At 38.2% G+C, this 17,685-nt stretch carries 17 protein-coding genes and 1 other annotated feature; of the genes, 14 read left to right on the top strand and 3 right to left on the bottom strand.

The window, feature by feature from the left end; translation table 11 throughout:
- Positions 1 to 70 precede the first annotated feature (70 nt).
- Positions 71 to 1,552 carry a helix-turn-helix domain-containing protein gene (locus tag IGJ18_RS03055; RefSeq protein WP_053765904.1) on the top strand — a complete coding sequence of 494 codons (1,482 nt, stop codon included), beginning with the start codon at positions 71 to 73 and terminating at the stop codon, positions 1,550 to 1,552.
- A gap of 226 nt (positions 1,553 to 1,778) precedes the next feature.
- Here the strand turns inward: IGJ18_RS03055 and IGJ18_RS03060 are convergent, their stop codons facing one another.
- Positions 1,779 to 2,720 (bottom strand): glycosyltransferase family 2 protein, encoded by a 942-nt coding sequence (locus IGJ18_RS03060; protein WP_034699620.1) that lies wholly within the window; start codon positions 2,718 to 2,720, stop codon positions 1,779 to 1,781.
- A 216-nt stretch (positions 2,721 to 2,936) separates the two neighbouring features.
- Between IGJ18_RS03060 and IGJ18_RS03065 the strand changes: the two genes are divergently transcribed.
- Positions 2,937 to 3,422 (top strand): methylated-DNA--[protein]-cysteine S-methyltransferase, encoded by a 486-nt coding sequence (locus tag IGJ18_RS03065; protein WP_025480241.1) that lies wholly within the window; start codon positions 2,937 to 2,939, stop codon positions 3,420 to 3,422.
- 143 nt (positions 3,423 to 3,565) lie between these two features.
- Here the strand turns inward: IGJ18_RS03065 and IGJ18_RS03070 are convergent, their stop codons facing one another.
- Complete coding sequence (locus IGJ18_RS03070) at positions 3,566 to 4,606, bottom strand: YeiH family protein (protein ID WP_034866233.1); 1,041 nt, start codon at positions 4,604 to 4,606, stop codon at positions 3,566 to 3,568.
- A gap of 200 nt (positions 4,607 to 4,806) precedes the next feature.
- Complete coding sequence (locus IGJ18_RS03075; RefSeq protein WP_010719986.1) at positions 4,807 to 5,769, bottom strand: TDT family transporter; 963 nt, start codon at positions 5,767 to 5,769, stop codon at positions 4,807 to 4,809.
- Between the two features lie 318 nt (positions 5,770 to 6,087).
- Between IGJ18_RS03075 and IGJ18_RS03080 the strand changes: the two genes are divergently transcribed.
- The 12 genes from IGJ18_RS03080 (at position 6,088) to sufB (ending at position 17,617) form a co-directional block, all read left to right on the top strand.
- A complete protein-coding gene (locus IGJ18_RS03080) occupies positions 6,088 to 6,906 on the top strand; it encodes a LysR family transcriptional regulator (RefSeq protein ID WP_438842877.1) in 819 nt (272 codons plus the stop codon).
- 174 nt (positions 6,907 to 7,080) lie between these two features.
- A complete protein-coding gene (locus IGJ18_RS03085; RefSeq protein ID WP_207414647.1) occupies positions 7,081 to 8,277 on the top strand; it encodes an FtsW/RodA/SpoVE family cell cycle protein in 1,197 nt (398 codons plus the stop codon).
- Positions 8,278 to 8,282: 5 nt separating this feature from the next.
- On the top strand, positions 8,283 to 8,639 hold the full coding sequence (locus IGJ18_RS03090) for an arsenate reductase family protein (protein ID WP_010719983.1): 357 nt from the start codon (positions 8,283 to 8,285) through the stop codon (positions 8,637 to 8,639).
- Between the two features lies 1 nt (position 8,640).
- A complete protein-coding gene (locus tag IGJ18_RS03095; protein WP_010738390.1) occupies positions 8,641 to 8,979 on the top strand; it encodes a glycine cleavage system protein H in 339 nt (112 codons plus the stop codon).
- Positions 8,980 to 9,067: 88 nt separating this feature from the next.
- Positions 9,068 to 9,337, top strand: a binding site (T-box leader).
- Positions 9,338 to 9,413: 76 nt separating this feature from the next.
- Positions 9,414 to 10,448, top strand: coding sequence for a methionine ABC transporter ATP-binding protein (locus IGJ18_RS03100; RefSeq protein ID WP_053765902.1), 1,035 nt, complete (start codon positions 9,414 to 9,416; stop codon positions 10,446 to 10,448).
- Positions 10,441 to 11,127, top strand: coding sequence for a methionine ABC transporter permease (locus IGJ18_RS03105; protein WP_010719980.1), 687 nt, complete (start codon positions 10,441 to 10,443; stop codon positions 11,125 to 11,127). Before IGJ18_RS03100 ends, IGJ18_RS03105 begins: the two co-directional genes overlap by 8 nt.
- 23 nt (positions 11,128 to 11,150) lie before the next feature.
- Positions 11,151 to 11,999 carry a MetQ/NlpA family ABC transporter substrate-binding protein gene (locus tag IGJ18_RS03110; protein ID WP_010738388.1) on the top strand — a complete coding sequence of 283 codons (849 nt, stop codon included), beginning with the start codon at positions 11,151 to 11,153 and terminating at the stop codon, positions 11,997 to 11,999.
- Between the two features lie 456 nt (positions 12,000 to 12,455).
- Positions 12,456 to 13,229, top strand: coding sequence for a Fe-S cluster assembly ATPase SufC (gene sufC, locus IGJ18_RS03115; protein WP_010738387.1), 774 nt, complete (start codon positions 12,456 to 12,458; stop codon positions 13,227 to 13,229).
- A 13-nt stretch (positions 13,230 to 13,242) separates the two neighbouring features.
- The gene (sufD, locus tag IGJ18_RS03120; RefSeq protein WP_096708417.1) at positions 13,243 to 14,532 is read left to right on the top strand and encodes a Fe-S cluster assembly protein SufD; all 1,290 of its coding nucleotides are present in this window, start codon (positions 13,243 to 13,245) and stop codon (positions 14,530 to 14,532) included.
- Positions 14,529 to 15,764, top strand: a complete 1,236-nt coding sequence (locus IGJ18_RS03125; protein ID WP_438842878.1) for a cysteine desulfurase — start codon at positions 14,529 to 14,531, stop codon at positions 15,762 to 15,764. The genes sufD and IGJ18_RS03125 overlap by 4 nt, the downstream gene beginning before the upstream one ends.
- Positions 15,751 to 16,221, top strand: a complete 471-nt coding sequence (gene sufU, locus IGJ18_RS03130; protein WP_096709544.1) for a Fe-S cluster assembly sulfur transfer protein SufU — start codon at positions 15,751 to 15,753, stop codon at positions 16,219 to 16,221. The genes IGJ18_RS03125 and sufU overlap by 14 nt, the downstream gene beginning before the upstream one ends.
- A gap of 4 nt (positions 16,222 to 16,225) precedes the next feature.
- Positions 16,226 to 17,617 carry a Fe-S cluster assembly protein SufB gene (gene sufB / locus IGJ18_RS03135; protein WP_010719974.1) on the top strand — a complete coding sequence of 464 codons (1,392 nt, stop codon included), beginning with the start codon at positions 16,226 to 16,228 and terminating at the stop codon, positions 17,615 to 17,617.
- Positions 17,618 to 17,685 lie beyond the last annotated feature (68 nt).

Consider the following 17,685-nt stretch of genomic DNA (forward strand, 5'->3'; position numbering starts at 1 on the left):
CTGAATAATTAACATACTTCTAGTGTATTGAATTCATCTACTGGAAGTAATTAGGGAAAGGAATGGCGAAATGGATATCGTTCAGTTGCTAGATGAAAACTCAAAAATGAAAATTAAACTTCTGGAACTTATTCAGACCAAACTTGGTGAAAGAGTGGAAATCTCTTTTTTAGCGCAGAAAACAGGTATATCTAAATTTAAATTAAGTAAATTAATTCATGAGTTGAAAATGGAGCTAGAACAGAAATTATGTTTAAATGATTTTTTTGTCGTAAAGCGGGGCGTTATTCAAGTATATTCTTTTATTTGTGATGAGAACATTCTTAAATTACGTCAGCACTATTTAAATAGTTCGCTAACTTATCAGCTGCTTATTTTCCTGCTGTTTTCAAACCGACCAATTAATAAATTTACGACCGATCATTACATTTCAAATTCTTCTTTATATCTTTATAAAAAACGAATCAATAAATTGTTAGAAAAAGATCATCTCATTATTAAGAAAAATAAGATAGTAGGGAATGAATGGAAGATTCGCTCGGTGGGCTATGGCATTCTCCATAATTTGAATGGGATTGATTCCCCTTTTACTGAGCAACAAAAAAATCAAAGTGACCGGCTTGTATTTTGGATCGAACAATTTTTTAGGATTAGAATCCGTAATAGTTTACGTTATAAATTATCTTTATTTCTATCAATCAGTGCGCTTCGGATTCAGAGAAAAGCGTACTTGGATGAAGCACATCTGACGATCAAAGTTGATCAGACCTCAATATTGGTTCAAAAACTTGCAGGAAAATTGAAGACAGAGTACCAAATATCAGATACAGTAGCAGTAAAAGAAGCTTCAGTCTTGTATGCCTATTTATATGTTAATCGGATCATTGATAAGAAGTCTTGTCTAGATTTTTCTGAACTAGATCCGACACTGTCAATTTTTAACAATAATTATTCAAGTATGCTAAAAGGTATTGCTGATTCAACTTTTGTTGATCAACGTCTGTTTAAAGTGTTATTGAAAAATGTGCAACCGATACATGAACGGTTGTTATTTATGCCCGATATCCATCATCGTTTTGGAAATATCCATAATTTTCAATTTTTAAGAGAAGAATATCCTTTATTTGATCAGAAAGTCAATGAAACCATTATGGAAACAGCTCGTTCTATTTTACTTAATGAAGAAGAAAAAGCAGATTTATACATGTACTATATGATGGAATTGATTGAAAATTTTCCCTTAGAAGCAGTTGAAGAAGCTGTTTATATTACGTTGGATTTTTCTTATGGAAAAGCGTATGAAGAGTTTATTGCAGAACATCTCCAATATTCCTTAGCTGGAAAAATAGTCATTGAAAAAGTTATTTCTTCGAAAACGGATATCTATATTTCTGACTTTCATTTAGGAAACCTTCAATGTACCCATATCTTATGGCAACGATTGCCCAACAATCATAATTGGCAAGAACTAATTAAACAAATTAAACAATGCATTAGCGAAAAAAATGTCGTAAATCAAAAGGAAACGTCCAATGTTTCCTCTACCAGCTAGTCTTTTTTCTTTTACCTGCCTATAATGTGACAGAGATTCATTCAATAGCTTTATCGGAATGTTATTGTTATGTTTAGAAGTGATGTATTTGCTAACTAGAAAAATAAAAAAACACCTGAAATCAAACGTTCATTTCAGGTGTTTTTTTATAGAGAAAACCTTGGGCACGAAGGGAGAACATCTCGAAATAGAAATAGCTATTCTCACAACGGTCAGTATTCACGATTTATTCTTTTTCACGAGAAACGATGGTTTGTTCTGTTTCACGTATGATATAAACGGGGCGTTGTTTGGTTTCAAGGAAAATTTTACCAATGTATTTGCCAATGATCCCTAGGCATAGTAATTGGATGCCGCCGATAAATAAAAAGATCGATACCATTGAAGGCCAGCCTGCTGTCGGGTCACCAAATAATAATGCTCGTGCAATGATAAATAAAATAGCAATTCCCGAACCAATACAAGAAAGAGCGCCAGTGAAAGAGGCGATCGTTAGTGGTGCATCTGAAAAATTGACGATTCCATCAATCGAATAATTGAATAATTTCCAAAAGGACCAAGAGGTTTCACCAGCCACTCGTTCACGGTTTTCAAAAGAAAGATACTCTGTTTTGAAACCGACCCAACTAAATAATCCTTTTGAAAAACGATTGTACTCGGTTAACTCTAAAACAGCATCAACCATCTGTCGAGTCATCAAGCGGAAATCTCTTGCACCATCTACCATTTCTGTGTCACTGATTTTATTGATCAACTGATAGAACCGTTTAGCGAAGAAACTCCGAATCACTGGTTCTCCTTCTCTTGTTGAGCGTCTCGTTCCTACGCAATCAATGTCAGTTGTCGTGATTTTTTCAATCATGAGTGGTAGTAATTCTGGAGGATCTTGTAAATCAACGTCCATTACTGTGATTAGCTCCCCAGTCGAAGCTTGTAAACCCGCATAGAGGGCAGCTTCTTTTCCGAAATTTCGAGAAAAAGAAACGAATCTCACATATTCATATTTTCTCGCTAATGCTTTAATGGCTTGTAGCGTACCATCTGAGGAGCCATCATCAATAAACAAGTATTCAAACTCGTGTCCGTCTTTGAATTTTTCTACTTCATCGAAAAAAAGCGGTACAGTCTTTTCTTCGTTATAGCAAGGGACAACAATTGATATTTTCATATGATAAATCCTTTCAAGCAAATATTATTTGTTCGAACAGAATAGTAAATAAACTGTATTTTCTGTTACTTAAGTAATCATCATTTTTAGTTTATCATTAAGCTGACACTTAATAAAACTTTAAATTGCATTTTTAGCTAAAATAATACAAGATAAATAAAATAGTAGAACGGTAGAGGAGGGCAAGTCTAGTTCATTCAGGATTAGACGATGAAAATGAAAATAAATACGCCAATTGGAGAACTATGGTTAGATGCAGATCAGAATGGGTTGACGAAGGTTTCGTTTCATCCGATTGAAGAAATGGCGGTAAATGGTGCACAGGATCAAGGAAAGAAACAAGAAATCCTACTTGAAACAGAACGTCAATTGGCTGAGTACTTTGAGGGCAACCGGCAGGACTTTCAACTTCCGTTATCAATAAACACAGGCACGATTTTTCAACAAAAGGTTTGGCAAGCATTGCAAGAGATTCCTTATGGAGAACTACGCACATATAAAAAAATAGCAGAAACCATTGATCATCCCAAAGCGGTCCGAGCAATCGGACAAGCGAATCGCATGAATCCATTACCAATCGTGATTCCATGTCATCGAGTGATTGGACAAAACGGTCAATTAACCGGTTATATGGGAAATGCGGAAGCTGGCTTATTGATCAAACGTCAACTACTTGTATTAGAAAAAGCACTATCTGAATAAAAAAGAACTGGAATCATTGACCTAAAAACCACCCCTTCGCCCTGAAATAGAAGTGACTATTTTGGGACGAAGAGGTGGTTTTAAGTCTGGGGATTTTATGAAGCCAACAAAGGCAGACCGCTTATACCAGTGGAATCCGGTAGTTATAGTGTTGTTAACCAAATGAATAGCAGCGCAGCAACAGTTTGCAGTAAACCAACTGCTAGACCATAAGATAAGAATCGAGGTCCTTCTTTCATGAATTTAGCGAAATCTAAACGTAAACCAATTGCGGCTAAAGCAGTGATTTCAAACCAATTACTAATAAAGTGAGCCCCTTTGTCGATAAAAGTTGGGAGCGTAAATAGGCTGTTGAGCAAGCAGAAAACTAAAAAGCCTAAAACATACCATGGTAATGGGAATCTTCTTTTCTTGGGACTGTCAGACGAAATCGTTTCAGCAGAAGCTGTCTTTTTTTGGATAAATTTTTCAAATAAATAGACAACAGCAACTAACATCATAATCCTTAAAATTTTAAAGAGCATAGCAAATTGAACAACTGAAGCATCAAGTAAACTGGCGCCAGCGACTACTTGTCCAACAGATTGAAGTGTTCCACCTAAAAGGGCACTTTTTTCAATTAAGTGATCTCCGTATAAGTGTAAGCCAAGAAAAGGTAAAGAAAGCATCATGATCGTTCCTAATAAATTCACTAATGTAATGATCTGTCCTTTTTCTTCCTCTTCGGCATGGATCACTGGAGCGATCGCTGCAATAGCCGAAGAACCGCAAACAGCATTTCCTCCTGCCATCATCAAGGAAGCTGTATCACTAAATAACAATTTCTTGCCGATCCAATAGGCACCGACGATCGTCACACTCATTTGCAACAAGACGAAGGCAATCCCTTTGATGCCGATTTGAGCAATCGTTTGAGCCGTAACCGTTGCTCCCAATAAGAAAACGGAGCATTCCAATAATTTGCTTTCAGCGAATTTTGTTCCAATGGCTAAAGAAGGTTGTTTGAAAAAAGTATTACCTAACAAGATCCCTAATAAAATGGCGATCGTGGCAGCACCAAGCTGTGGGAGCAACAATGCGAGAAGTTTGCTCATGACTGCTACTGAAAAAGCAAGAAGTAATCCAGGCAAGATTCTTCGTGAGCCTTGATTTTTAAATTGATTAATGGTTACTTGTAGATTCATGTTCTAAAAATTCCTTTCATTATCTGTGCGCATGTTTCAGAGTTGAAAAACGGGTACTCGTATTTAGAGGACGACGACTCTGAACTCAAGAATATCCTTGATAATAGTAGCACTATTCGTTTTGATTGACAAAGTTTAAAAACGCAAAAAATCTTCTGCCTTTTTCTAAATTTGAAAAAGACAGAAGAATAACATCTTAATTAAATTTCTTTAGGGACATATTTATTTGTGTTTCCATGTTCTTTGAACAAGAAGCGGATATAATGACCTAATACATAAAGCACCATTCCAGTAGCGATTACTAATTCAACCAGTTTCAAGATCGTTAAAAAGCCAGTAGCGATCCCTAATGAATGAAAGTAATTTACAGCACAAAACATAGCAGTTGCAGAAATAACTAGTGGAAAGGTAAAAGCAGCGTAGCTTGGATAAAAATGTAGTTTAAGTAATCGTGGTAAAAGAGATAGCACGATAAAATATAAAGTTTGCGAAAGGATAAATAAGGCAACGACTAAATAAAAGGAAGGTTGCGCAAAATTTTTCAAATAGCCAGTTAAACAAAGCGATCCCGGAGCTGCAACAATCGTGATCAATGGTAGTGTAGGATGTGCCATGTTTTTCACGAAAAATACCCGATGGATGATGATTGGCAATAAGAAAACGTAACAAGCTAGAGATAGCCAAAAGAATAGTTGGCCAATGAATGGGAAAAAGTTTCCAGCAGTTACTGTAATTACCCCGAAACCAACATAAATAATGAACCAACTTGGATAAATGACTTCCAGTGATAAGTCCGCTTTGATTACATGATGGTAAGTAAAGTAAACAACTAAAATCACTTGTAGCAGGACAGCACCAAGCCAGATGATCCGAACGATTGGTAAAAGGTGCGTAAATGGTACAAAGTAAGTACAAATAACCATTAATGACATCGTAAAAGTCGGTGAAACCGAGGCAATGATTGGATCATGTAATGTTTGTCTCGTATGTTCAAATAATAGGAACAATTTGCTAAACATTAGGATCATGAGAATCATACTAATCCCACCAATGATATTCCCTAGATGAATCCAATGATATTCTTTAAACAGATTACCTAGCGAAGCTAAACCTAGAATGAGCCCACAAATCGGGACAGGAATAAGTTTTAAAAAATTCTTCATTAATTGAATTCTCCTTTTCATAAGATGAGTGTGTTGTCTAAAGCTCAGAACAAAATGATCAGTCAGGTGGAAAGGTTGATAGTAGGTTGCATAAATAATTATGAATGACTATTTATTGGGAAATAAACAAATCGGTAGCCCTGACTGATCATTAAGAATACAAGTAACGATCTTTTTATGTCTGAGCGAGATCGAAACATTCGTTGCTTTTCAATCTCATATATTGTGCGTTACATTTACTATTATAGTCATTTCATGATATATTTAAATCAAATAGTTGATATAGTTACTATAATAAATAATTATGGAAGTGATCGCATGCTGAAATTGTTAACAACTTTTCGTGTCGTATACGAAACAAGAAATTTTTCTCGAACAGCCGAATTACTTTTCTTATCTCAACCTGCTGTCTCCAATCAAATCAAACAGCTGGAAAGAGAATTAGGAGTGATTCTCTTTGAGCGAAATGGTCGGAAAGAAATGAAGCCGACAAAACAAGCAGATTTACTCTACGAACGAGCGTTAGTTTTATTAGAGGAGTGGCAAGAAACGCAACAACAATTACTAGATGAACAAAATGAAGAAGAAGTTTGCCGAATCGTTGCTTCTCACACTTTTGCCGTCTATCTGTTACCAAAATTGTTGAAAGATTTGCTTTTGAAATATCCTAAAATTAATTTTGTGATTGCCTATGCCAATTCTCATGATGCGTTGGAACAAATAGCAAAACACGAGGCTGACTTTGGTTTTATCGAAAAACCTTTAGAAACTTCTGGTGTTCAAAGGTTTTCATTGATGGAGGATGAACTAGTGATTGCGGGGGATCCTGACAGTCAGTTATGGTTAGTTCGAGAAACAACTTCTGGAGTTTTTCATTATACGCAACGGTATTTTGAAGAAAAAAATATCCATGGGAAAAAGTTGTTAGTAAAAAGCAACGAAGTCATTGCCGCTCTTTTAAAGGAAGGAGTAGGACGTTCGATTTTATCAAAACGTGCAGTGCCACCAGAAGTACCAACCGAGAAATTAGCGTATCATCGAAATTTTTATTTGATCCAGCGAACAAATTTAGTTTCAGAGAATTTACAAGCGATTGGTAAAGAGATCTTGAAATATAATGAACGCTATCAAAAATGATTCGTCAGAACGTTATCTGTTATCTCGATGATGGGTCTGACTGAAGAGCATCAAGGCAGATGATTAGATAAGAATAATTTTAAGTTTTCCCAAATGTATTTGCTTTGGCTTTCAATTATGCCGTTAGACCGCTATAATATAGAACAGTATGGTTTTTAAGAAAAGGGATGAAACATGGAAAAAAAAATAAAAGCTTCTAATAATAATCGTGATAATCGCATTGATTATGGCGTCATATTACCAGTCTTCTTATTATGTTTGATTGGATTGCTTTCTTTATATGTCGCGCTGAGTCATGATCCTAACCACCCTTCGGTAGTAAGAGGTGTTGGGATGCAAGCGATTTGGTATATCGTGGGCTCAATTGCTATTGTCGTGATTATGCATTTGAATTCCAAATGGATCTGGAAATTAACACCTTATCTCTATGGTTTTGGTCTAATTGTAATGGGACTCTTGTTAAAGTTTTATGACCGCAACCTCGCCCAGTCGACCGGTTCCAAAAACTGGTTTAGTTTTGGTTCCTTGACGTTTCAGCCAGCAGAGTTAATGAAAATTGCTTATATTTTAATGATGGCGTTGATCGTGACAAAACATAATACTCAGATGAAGGAACGAACGCTCAAATCAGATTTTTGGTTGATCGCCAAGATGTTGATTGTGACGATCCCGGTTTTAGCCTTGATTATGGCACAAGATGATTTTGGGACCATGCTGGTATTCTTAGCAATTTTTGGTGGAGTTTTCTTAATGTCTGGTATCTCTTGGCGCATTATCGTGCCCGTAATTGCTTTGGCAGTGATTGTCGGTGCTGGGACGATCTTTTTAGTTACCACAGAAGGCGGAAGAGATTTATTATATAAAATCGGGTTTAAATCTTACCAGTTTGCTCGTATCGATTCTTGGCTTGATCCATTCCATGACACGACTGGGATGAGCTATCAGCCAGCACAAGGGTTGCTCGCAATAGGAACTGGTGGATTATTAGGTAAAGGATTCAATGTAAGTAATATCTATGTACCTGTTCGTGAATCAGATATGATTTTCACCGTGATTGGTGAGAATTTTGGGTTTATCGGTGGCGCATTCGTCATCTTCTTGTATTTTATTTTGATTTATCGTATGATTCGTGTCTGCTTTGATACGAACAATGAATTTTATGCTTATATCGCCAGCGGCTTGATCATGATGCTCTTGTTCCATGTATTTGAAAATATTGGTGCTAATATTGGACTCTTACCATTAACAGGGATTCCCTTGCCATTCATTAGTCAAGGTGGGTCATCGATCCTTGGAAATATGATCGGTATCGGTTTGATATTATCCATGAGGTATCAAAATGAGGCGCCTGCGAAAACTTCTAGGAGGTAACACTGTTGTATCGTTTTTATTGGTATCCGAAATGTTCCACTTGCAAAAAAGCGAAAGCTTGGTTGGATGCGCATCATGTTGATTATCAAGTAATTGATATGATTGCTAGTCCACCATCGGAAGAAATGATCACAGACTGGTTGGAACATAATGAGATTCCATTACGTCGTCTGTTCAATACTAGTGGCATGAAGTATCGGGAAATGGGGCTAAAAGACCAAGTGGCTGATTTTTCGATCAATGAAGCTAGTCGCATTCTTTCAAGTGATGGGATGTTGATCAAACGTCCCCTGATCGTCAAAGGCAAACAACTCGTCGCAATCGGTTTTAATGAAAAAATATACGAAGGAGTATTGATATAAAATGGCTGGGAAACACTTGAAGAAAAAAGATAACCTTTGGATCTTATTTAATGGGAAAGAATATTGTGTCGGTTTAACTAATGAAGCACAAAAAGAATTAGGTGATATCACATTTGCCAATTTGCCAAAAGCTGGTCAGTCTTATCAAATCGGGGAGCCTTTGATCGAAGTGGAAGCTGAAAAAGCGGTCAGTGAATTTGCTAGCCCGTTAAGCGGTACGGTTTCTTCCGTGAATGAAAAAATCAATGAAGATATCAATGTCTTAAATGATCAAGATGAAATGAATGCTTGGCTTTTAAGCTTTAAAGAAGTCGATCCAACAGAATTTGAGAAATTATAAGAGTTAGCAATTTTCAGAAAATTTTAAAGAAGTAACCGGTAAAATGTTGACACGTTATTTTCCAACTGCTATAATCAGAACAATCATAAATAAAGCTTTGAAAAGAAGAGTACATGTCACAGACGTTCAAAGAGAGCCCTGATTGCTGAAAAAGGGTAACGGAAATGAGATGGAAGATGGTCTTAGAGCAGAGTAGGTGAGCCTTGCAAACTTACTACGGGGGTGCCCGTTACAGCACAACGGTATACGGGCATGATTATGATGAAAGAACGATGACCCAAGTACTGGTAAAGGTTGTTATTGTGAGATAGCAGCAAATCAAGGTGGTAACACGGAAGTTTCAGCTTTCGTCCTTTTGCTAAAGCAAGGGGGCGGAAGCTTTTTTGTTTCCCACTTGATCTCCATGTAAAAAATAAAAGAAAGATGTGAGCGATATGTCATTGATCCAATTAACCAATGTTGAGAAAACATTTGGTGGTAAAAATGGAACGATCCAAGCGGTAAATGATGTTTCATTAACTGTTGAAAAGGGTGATATTTACGGCATCGTTGGCTATTCTGGAGCAGGTAAAAGTACACTTGTCCGTTTATTGAATGGATTAGAGCTACCTACTAGCGGAACGGTTGTTGTGAATGACCAAGAGATTACCAAACTAAAAAATAAAGAACTGAGAACATTTCGTAAAAAAATCGGTATGATTTTCCAACATTTCAATTTGTTATGGTCACGGACAGTTTTAGAAAATATCCAACTACCATTAGAATTAGCAGGCGTACCTAAAGCCCAACGTAAAGAACGGGCAGAAGAATTGCTTGGATTAGTCGGATTAGAGGGTAGAGGAAATGCCTATCCTTCACAACTTTCAGGAGGACAAAAACAAAGAGTTGGGATAGCTCGAGCGTTGGCCAATGAACCTGAGATCTTACTTTGTGACGAAGCAACCAGTGCGCTAGATCCACAAACCACTGAAGAAGTATTGGATCTTTTATTAGCTATCAATAAGAAATTACATTTAACGATCGTATTGATCACGCACGAAATGAACGTGATTCGTAAAATCTGTAACAAGGTAGCTGTGATGGAACGAGGAAAAGTTGTGGAAGAAGGCGATGTTTTGACAGTCTTCAAAAATCCAAAACAAGAAGTAACAAAACGTTTCGTGCAACAAGATATCGAACCAGAAGCAGACTCAAAAGAATTATTGGCTGAATTGATCAAAGAAAATCCAAAAGGTCGATTAGTGACATTAGTGTTCAACGAAAAAAATGCTAACGAGCCAGTCATCTCTCAAGCCATTCGTCAGTATAACGTCGATATCAATGTCGTTTACGGTAAAATCAAACAAACAGCAGAAGGTTCTTTTGGTTCCTTAACGACACTGATGACTGGGTCAGAGAACGAATTGGATCAAGCAGAGCGGTTTATTAAAGAACAAGGTGTTGGAGTGGAGGTGATCCACCGTGGATAAAAGCTTTGCAGAAACGTATTTAGATTTTAGTCAAATCAACATGGAAACGATGAAACAAGCATTCATCGATACGCTTTATATGACGTTGGTGTCCATGGTATTAGTGACCATCATTGGTTTGGTACTAGGTTTGATCCTGTATTCGATTGGACGAAAAAATAAACCTTATGCACGAATCATTTATGGCATTGTTTCGATTATTAGTAATATCTTTCGATCTACACCATTTATGATCTTGATGGTCTTGATCATTCCATTCACGAAAGCAATCGTCGGAACCATGTTAGGGGCGCAAGCTGCTATTCCTGCCTTGGTACTTTCAGCTGCCCCATTTTATGCTCGTCTAGTTGAAATTGCTTTTCGTGAAGTTAGTCCTGGAGTTTTAGAAGCGGCGGATGCGATGGGTGCCAGCTACTGGGAAATCATTTGGAAAGTCTTGATACCAGAAAGCGTGCCTGCACTGATCTCCGGATTGACAGTTACTACCATATCAATGATCGGCTTTACTGCGATGGCGGGTGCGATCGGAGCTGGTGGTTTGGGAGGTCTTGCTTGGCAAGAAGGTTACCAACGTGGTAATCTGACCGTGACATTTGTGGCAACGTTAGTGATACTAGTCATTGTATTTATTGTTCAAGGAATCGGGGACTTTTTAACAAAGAAAACAGATAAAAGATAAGAAGAAATAGGAGGATAAAGGATATGAAAAAGAAAATTTTTGGATTTGCAGCAGCGGTCTTGCTGACTGTAGGGTTAGCAGCTTGTGGCAATAATAGCGATAGTAAAGGTGCTTCATCAAAAAGTGACGATACAACTTTAAAAGTAGGCGCATCACCAACACCTCATGCAGAAATCTTGGAACACGTCCAACCGCTATTGAAAGACGAAGGCATTAATTTAGAGATCGTGAAATTCGATGACTACATTTTACCAAATCAATCTTTAGCAGAAGGCGATATCGATGCCAATTATTTTCAACATATTCCTTATCTAAATAAAGAAATCAAAGAAAAAGGCTATGATTTTGTCAATGCGGGTGCTGTCCATATTGAACCAATGGGCTTGTACTCAAAGAAAATCAAAGACATTGCTGATTTAAAAGACGGCGCAACAGTGATTACTTCAAATTCAGAATCTGACTGGGGACGAATCATCACTATTTTACAAAATGCTGGCTTAGTTAAGGTAAAAGATGGCGTAGATCTAGAAACAGCTACGTTTGATGACATCGCTGAAAACCCTAAAAACTTAAAATTCAATCATTCGATTGATCCTTCTTTATTAGCTTCTACTTATCAAAATGATGAAGGTGACTTAGTAGCGATCAATGCAAACTTTGCTTATGGTGCTGGTTTGAATCCATTGAAAGATTCTGTCTTATTAGAAGAAGACAACTCACCATATGTGAATATCATTGCCACACGTAAAGGTGATGAAAATAGCGAAAAAATCAAAAAATTACTTGAAGTCTTACACCGTGAAGACGTCCAAAAATGGATCGAAGACAAATGGGGCGGTTCAGTCAAACCTGTCGCAGCTGATGCTAAATAAGCACTTCAAAAAATAGAGTTGAACAAAATCAAATGTTCATCTAAAAAATAATCAAGTCATCAAAAACATCAAAGTTAGTTGATTTTACTAGCTTTGATGTTTTTTTGTAGAGTGAATAGTGAATAAATTAGCTATGTAACCAATAGAGAACTCTCTTTATTATGGCATTTTTCAAGAAGCATTTATTAAGAACAGGTAAGCGGTAATCAAGAGATGCGTACTGACATCATTCTGCAAGCCAACGTTCACCTATCGTTTTACATAAAACAAATCAACATAACCAGTGATCTATGAATGCTAAAAATAGAAGTTTCTTTATAAATATTATTATCTAGTAATATTGATTTAATGATAACTCGTGAAAAAAGTTTTGATTTTAGTGGGTTATAACATTGCGCTCTATTCTCAATTAGTCTAAAATAAGTGAGAACGAAACAGAATCTGGAGGGAATTTGCATGTCTGTCTTAGAAATAAAAAATTTACACGTCTCAATTGAAGAGAAAGAAATTCTTAAAGGCGTAAACTTAACGATGAAAACAGGCGAGATCCATGCCATTATGGGACCAAATGGAACAGGGAAATCGACGCTGTCAGCCGCTATTATGGGGAATCCAAACTATGAAGTCACTGAAGGCGAGATCTTATTTGACGGAAAAAATATCTTAGATTTAGAGGTCGATGAACGGGCACGTCTAGGATTATTTTTAGCGATGCAATACCCAAGCGAAATTCCTGGGATCACGAATGCAGAATTTATGCGTGCAGCGATCAATGCTAAACGTGATGAAGACGATAAAATGTCTGTTTTGACTTTCTTGAAAAAATTAGATGAAAAAATGGCGCTGTTAAATATGCCAGAAGAAATGGCCGAACGTTACTTGAATGAAGGCTTTTCTGGTGGCGAAAAGAAACGAAATGAAATCTTACAATTATTGATGTTAGAACCAACTTTTGCCATTTTAGATGAAATTGATTCTGGGTTAGATATCGATGCATTGAAAGTCGTAGCAAAAGGGGTCAATGAAATGCGTAGCGAAAACTTTGGCGCATTGATCATCACCCACTACCAACGATTATTGAATTATATCACTCCTGATGTCGTCCACATCATGATGGAAGGACGTGTCGTGATGACTGGGAATGCAGATCTAGCGAAACGACTTGAAGCAGAAGGGTATGCTGGCATCAGCAAAGAACTAGGAATCGACTATAAAGAAGAAGAAGCGTAAGGAGGAGCGGAAAATGAAAGAAACGAACTGGCTCGACCAACTTGACGCAGTTACCAATTTTTCTTTAAGCAAAGGGGAACCTGAATGGATGACCCAATTACGTCAAGCAGCGTTAGAAAAAGCCAATCAATTACCACTTCCTCAGATCGATCGTGTAAAATTTCATCGCTGGCCATTATTCGATATCCATGAGTTCACAGACCACTTTAGTGAGACAGGAAATGTAGCTGGGTTTGACGTAATGAAAGATAACCCTGTGTTGGTGCAGGAAGGAACAAATACGATCTTTGAACAATTACCAGTGGAACTCATGGAAAAAGGCGTAATCTTTACAGATATCTTCACAGCGCTCCAAGAGCATCCAGATTTAATCAAACCATACTATATGGAAAAAGCAGTGAAAATGGATGAAGATCAATTGACCGCTTTACATGCTGCTTTCATGAACAGCGGGTTGTTTTTATATGTTCCTAAAAATGTTGTCATCAATGAGCCAATTGAAAGCTTATTCATCCAAGATGGCAAGTTAGCACAGCATTTCTTTAAACATGTCTTGATCGTCGCAGAGGAACATAGTGAGTTCTCTTACTTGGAACGATTCCAAACGACTAAAGAGAAAATCCAAAAAGCTTCTGGTAATATCATTGTCGAAGTAATCGCTAAAGCTGGAGCAAAAATCAAATATTCAGCTGTCGATCAATTAGGAGAAAATATTACTTCTTATATCAACCGCCGAGGTCATATTTTACGTGATGCTTCTGTAGATTGGGCAATCGGCGTGATGAATGATGGACACGTGATTGCTGATTTTGATTCTGATTTAGTTGGCGAAGGCGCCCATGCAGAAGTGAAAATCGTTGCCATTAGCTCAGGAAAACAAATCCAAGGAATTGATACGCGTGTCACGAACAAAGCGCCTCATACGATCGGACATATCTTACAACATGGTGTGATCCGAGAAAAAGGGACGTTGACTTTCAACGGGATCGGACATATCTTAAAAGGCGCAAAAGGAGCCGATGCCCAACAAGAAAGTCGAGTATTGATGCTTTCAGATAAAGCAAGAGGAGATGCCAATCCGATCTTACTTATTGATGAGAATGAAGTCACTGCAGGACATGCTGCCAGTGTTGGTCGGGTCGATCCTGAAGAAATGTATTATTTGATGAGCCGTGGTCTTCATAAAGAAGAAGCAGAACGATTGGTTATTCGAGGATTCCTTGGCTCTGTGTTAACAGCAATTCCAGTAGAAGCAGTCCGAAAAGAGTTAGTGGAGGTTATTGAAGGGAAGTTGAATGTATGATTCTGAAAGAAACCATTCGCGAAGATTTTCCAATATTATTTCAAGAAGTCAATGATGAACCGCTCGTTTATTTAGACAATGCAGCCACTACGCAAAAGCCAACAGCAGTAATTGAAGCAATAAAAAAATACTACGAACAAGATAATGCCAATGTGCATCGAGGAGTCCATACCTTAGCCGAACGAGCAACATTTGCCTACGAAGGCGCTCGGGAAAAGGTCAGAAAGTTTATCCATGCAGCTGAAACTGCTGAAGTCCTATTTACTCGTGGCACCACCACGAGTTTGAACTGGGTCGCTCGCAGCTTTGGTGAACAGTTTCTGCAAGCAGGGGATGAAATCTTACTTTCTTACATGGAACACCATTCCAATGTCATTCCTTGGCAACAATTAGCCAAAAAGACAGGAGCAACATTAAAATATATTGACTTGACTACCGACGGATTTTTAGACATGGTACAAGCAAAACAATTGATCACTAACAAAACAAAAATCGTATCGATTGCTCATGTTTCAAATGTCTTAGGTGTGATCAATCCCGTCAAAGAACTAGGAAAACTTGTCCATGAGCAAGGTGGGGTACTAGTTGTAGATGGCGCACAATCCGCTCCTCATATGCCAATCAACGTCCAAGAATTAGACTGTGATTTCTTTGCGTTTAGCGGACACAAAATGTGTGGACCGACTGGGATCGGAGTCTTATATGGCAAACGAAAATGGTTAGAACAAATGGAACCAGTCGAATTTGGTGGCGAAATGATCGACTTTGTCGACTTGTACGATAGTACTTGGAAAGAACTTCCATGGAAATTCGAAGCCGGCACACCTAATATCGCTGGAGCCATCGCACTAGGTCAAGCAATTGATTATCTCGAAAATGTTGGGTTGGACAATATCCATGATCATGAAAAAGAATTAATTGCCTATGTCTTACCTAAACTACAACAAATCGATGGGTTGACCATTTATGGTCCACAAGATCCCGCTACTCGTACAGGGGTCATCGCCTTTAATCTAGATGGCTTGCATCCTCATGATGTAGCCACTGCTTTAGATATGGAAGGTGTCGCTGTTCGTGCAGGTCATCATTGTGCCCAACCTTTATTGAACTATTTAGAAGTCTCAGCGACCGCACGAGCAAGCTTTTATTTTTATAATACGAAACAAGATGCAGATCGTTTAGTCGAAGCAATTCTTGCAACGAAGGAGTTTTTCCAACATGGCACTCTCTAAACTAGATAATCTCTATCGCCAGGTCATACTTGATCATTCTTCGCATCCTCATCATCGAGGTACATTGACTGAATCAACCAGTCGAATCGAATTGAATAATCCGACCTGTGGCGATGTCATCGAATTACAAGTCGAAGTCAAAGAAGGAATCATCAAGAATATCGCATTCAACGGTAACGGTTGTTCCATTAGTACAGCCAGCGCATCCATGATGACCGATGCTGTCATGGGAAAATCTGTTGAAGAAGCACAACAATTGATCACTGATTTCTCGCAATTAGTCCAAGGAAAAGAAGTCAAAGCCATCGACCAATTAGGCGATGCAGCAATGCTCAGTGGCGTAGCCAAATTTCCCGCAAGAATCAAATGTGCCACATTAGGCTGGAAAGCCTTAGAAAAAGCAATGGAAGAAAACGGCACTGCAACCTTCCATCATGTGCATCAGGAAGAGGAGTGAGAACATGGGTGTACCAGAATTAGAAGAATATAAATTTGGTTTTCACGATGATGTGGAACCAGTTTTCAGTACAGGAGAAGGCTTAACAGAAGAAGTCGTTCGAGAAATGTCTCGAATCAAAGGTGAACCTGAATGGATGTTAGAATTTCGTTTGAAATCCTTGGAAACATTCAATAAAATGCCCATGCAAAAGTGGGGACCAGACCTGTCAGACATCGACTTCAATGCCATAAAATATTACCAAAAACCAAGTGATAAACCCGCCCGAGATTGGGAAGATGTACCTGATAAAATCAAAGAAACCTTTGAAAAAATCGGGATTCCTGAAGCAGAACGAGCATACCTCGCAGGTGCTTCTGCTCAATATGAATCAGAAGTCGTTTACCACAACATGAAAGATGAATTTGAAAAATTAGGGATCGTCTTCACCGATACTGATTCTGCATTGAAAGAATATCCTGAGTTATTCAAAGAATACTTTTCCAAATTAGTCCCACCCACTGACAACAAACTTGCTGCTTTAAATTCAGCTGTTTGGTCAGGAGGTACATTTATTTATGTACCTAAAGGAGTAAAAGTCGACGTTCCATTACAAACGTACTTTAGGATCAATGCCGAAAATACCGGACAATTTGAACGAACATTGATCATCGTTGACGAAGGAGCCAGCATCCATTATGTCGAAGGCTGTACAGCACCAACGTATTCAAGTAACAGTCTTCATGCAGCGATCGTTGAAATCTTCACCCGAAAAGACGCCTATTGTCGCTATACCACGATCCAAAACTGGTCAGACAATGTCTATAATTTAGTCACCAAAAGAGCCAAAGCTTACGAAGGAGCCACAGTCGAATGGATCGACGGCAACCTAGGAGCTAAAACAACGATGAAATATCCAAGTGTTTACCTAGACGGCAAAGGTGCGCGTGGCACAATGCTTTCCATCGCATTTGCTGGCGCAAACCAAATCCAAGATACTGGGGCGAAAATGATCCATAACGCACCAAACACTTCAAGCTCCATCGTCTCCAAATCGATCTCAAAAGACGGTGGCGAAGTCAATTATCGAGGACAAGTAACCTTCGCTAAAAACAGCGCTGGTTCCATCTCTCACATTGAATGCGACACGATCATCATGGACGAATACTCAAAATCCGATACGATCCCATTCAACGAGATCCACAACAGCCAAGTCTCTTTGGAACACGAAGCCAAAGTCTCAAAAATCTCAGAAGAACAACTCTATTATCTTATGAGCCGAGGCCTAACCGAATCCGAAGCCACCGAAATGATCGTCATGGGCTTCGTCGAACCATTCACCAAAGAACTCCCAATGGAATACGCAGTCGAACTCAACCGTTTGATCAGTTATGAGATGGAAGGGTCTGTTGGATAATAACTATTTCATTGCTCGAAACGTTGATATTAAAGCGTTTCGAGCATTTTTTATTTGTATTTTTAAGG

It is taken from the genome of Enterococcus sp. AZ078 (genome assembly GCF_051714985.1).
Lineage (GTDB): Bacteria > Bacillota > Bacilli > Lactobacillales > Enterococcaceae > Enterococcus_B > Enterococcus_B hirae.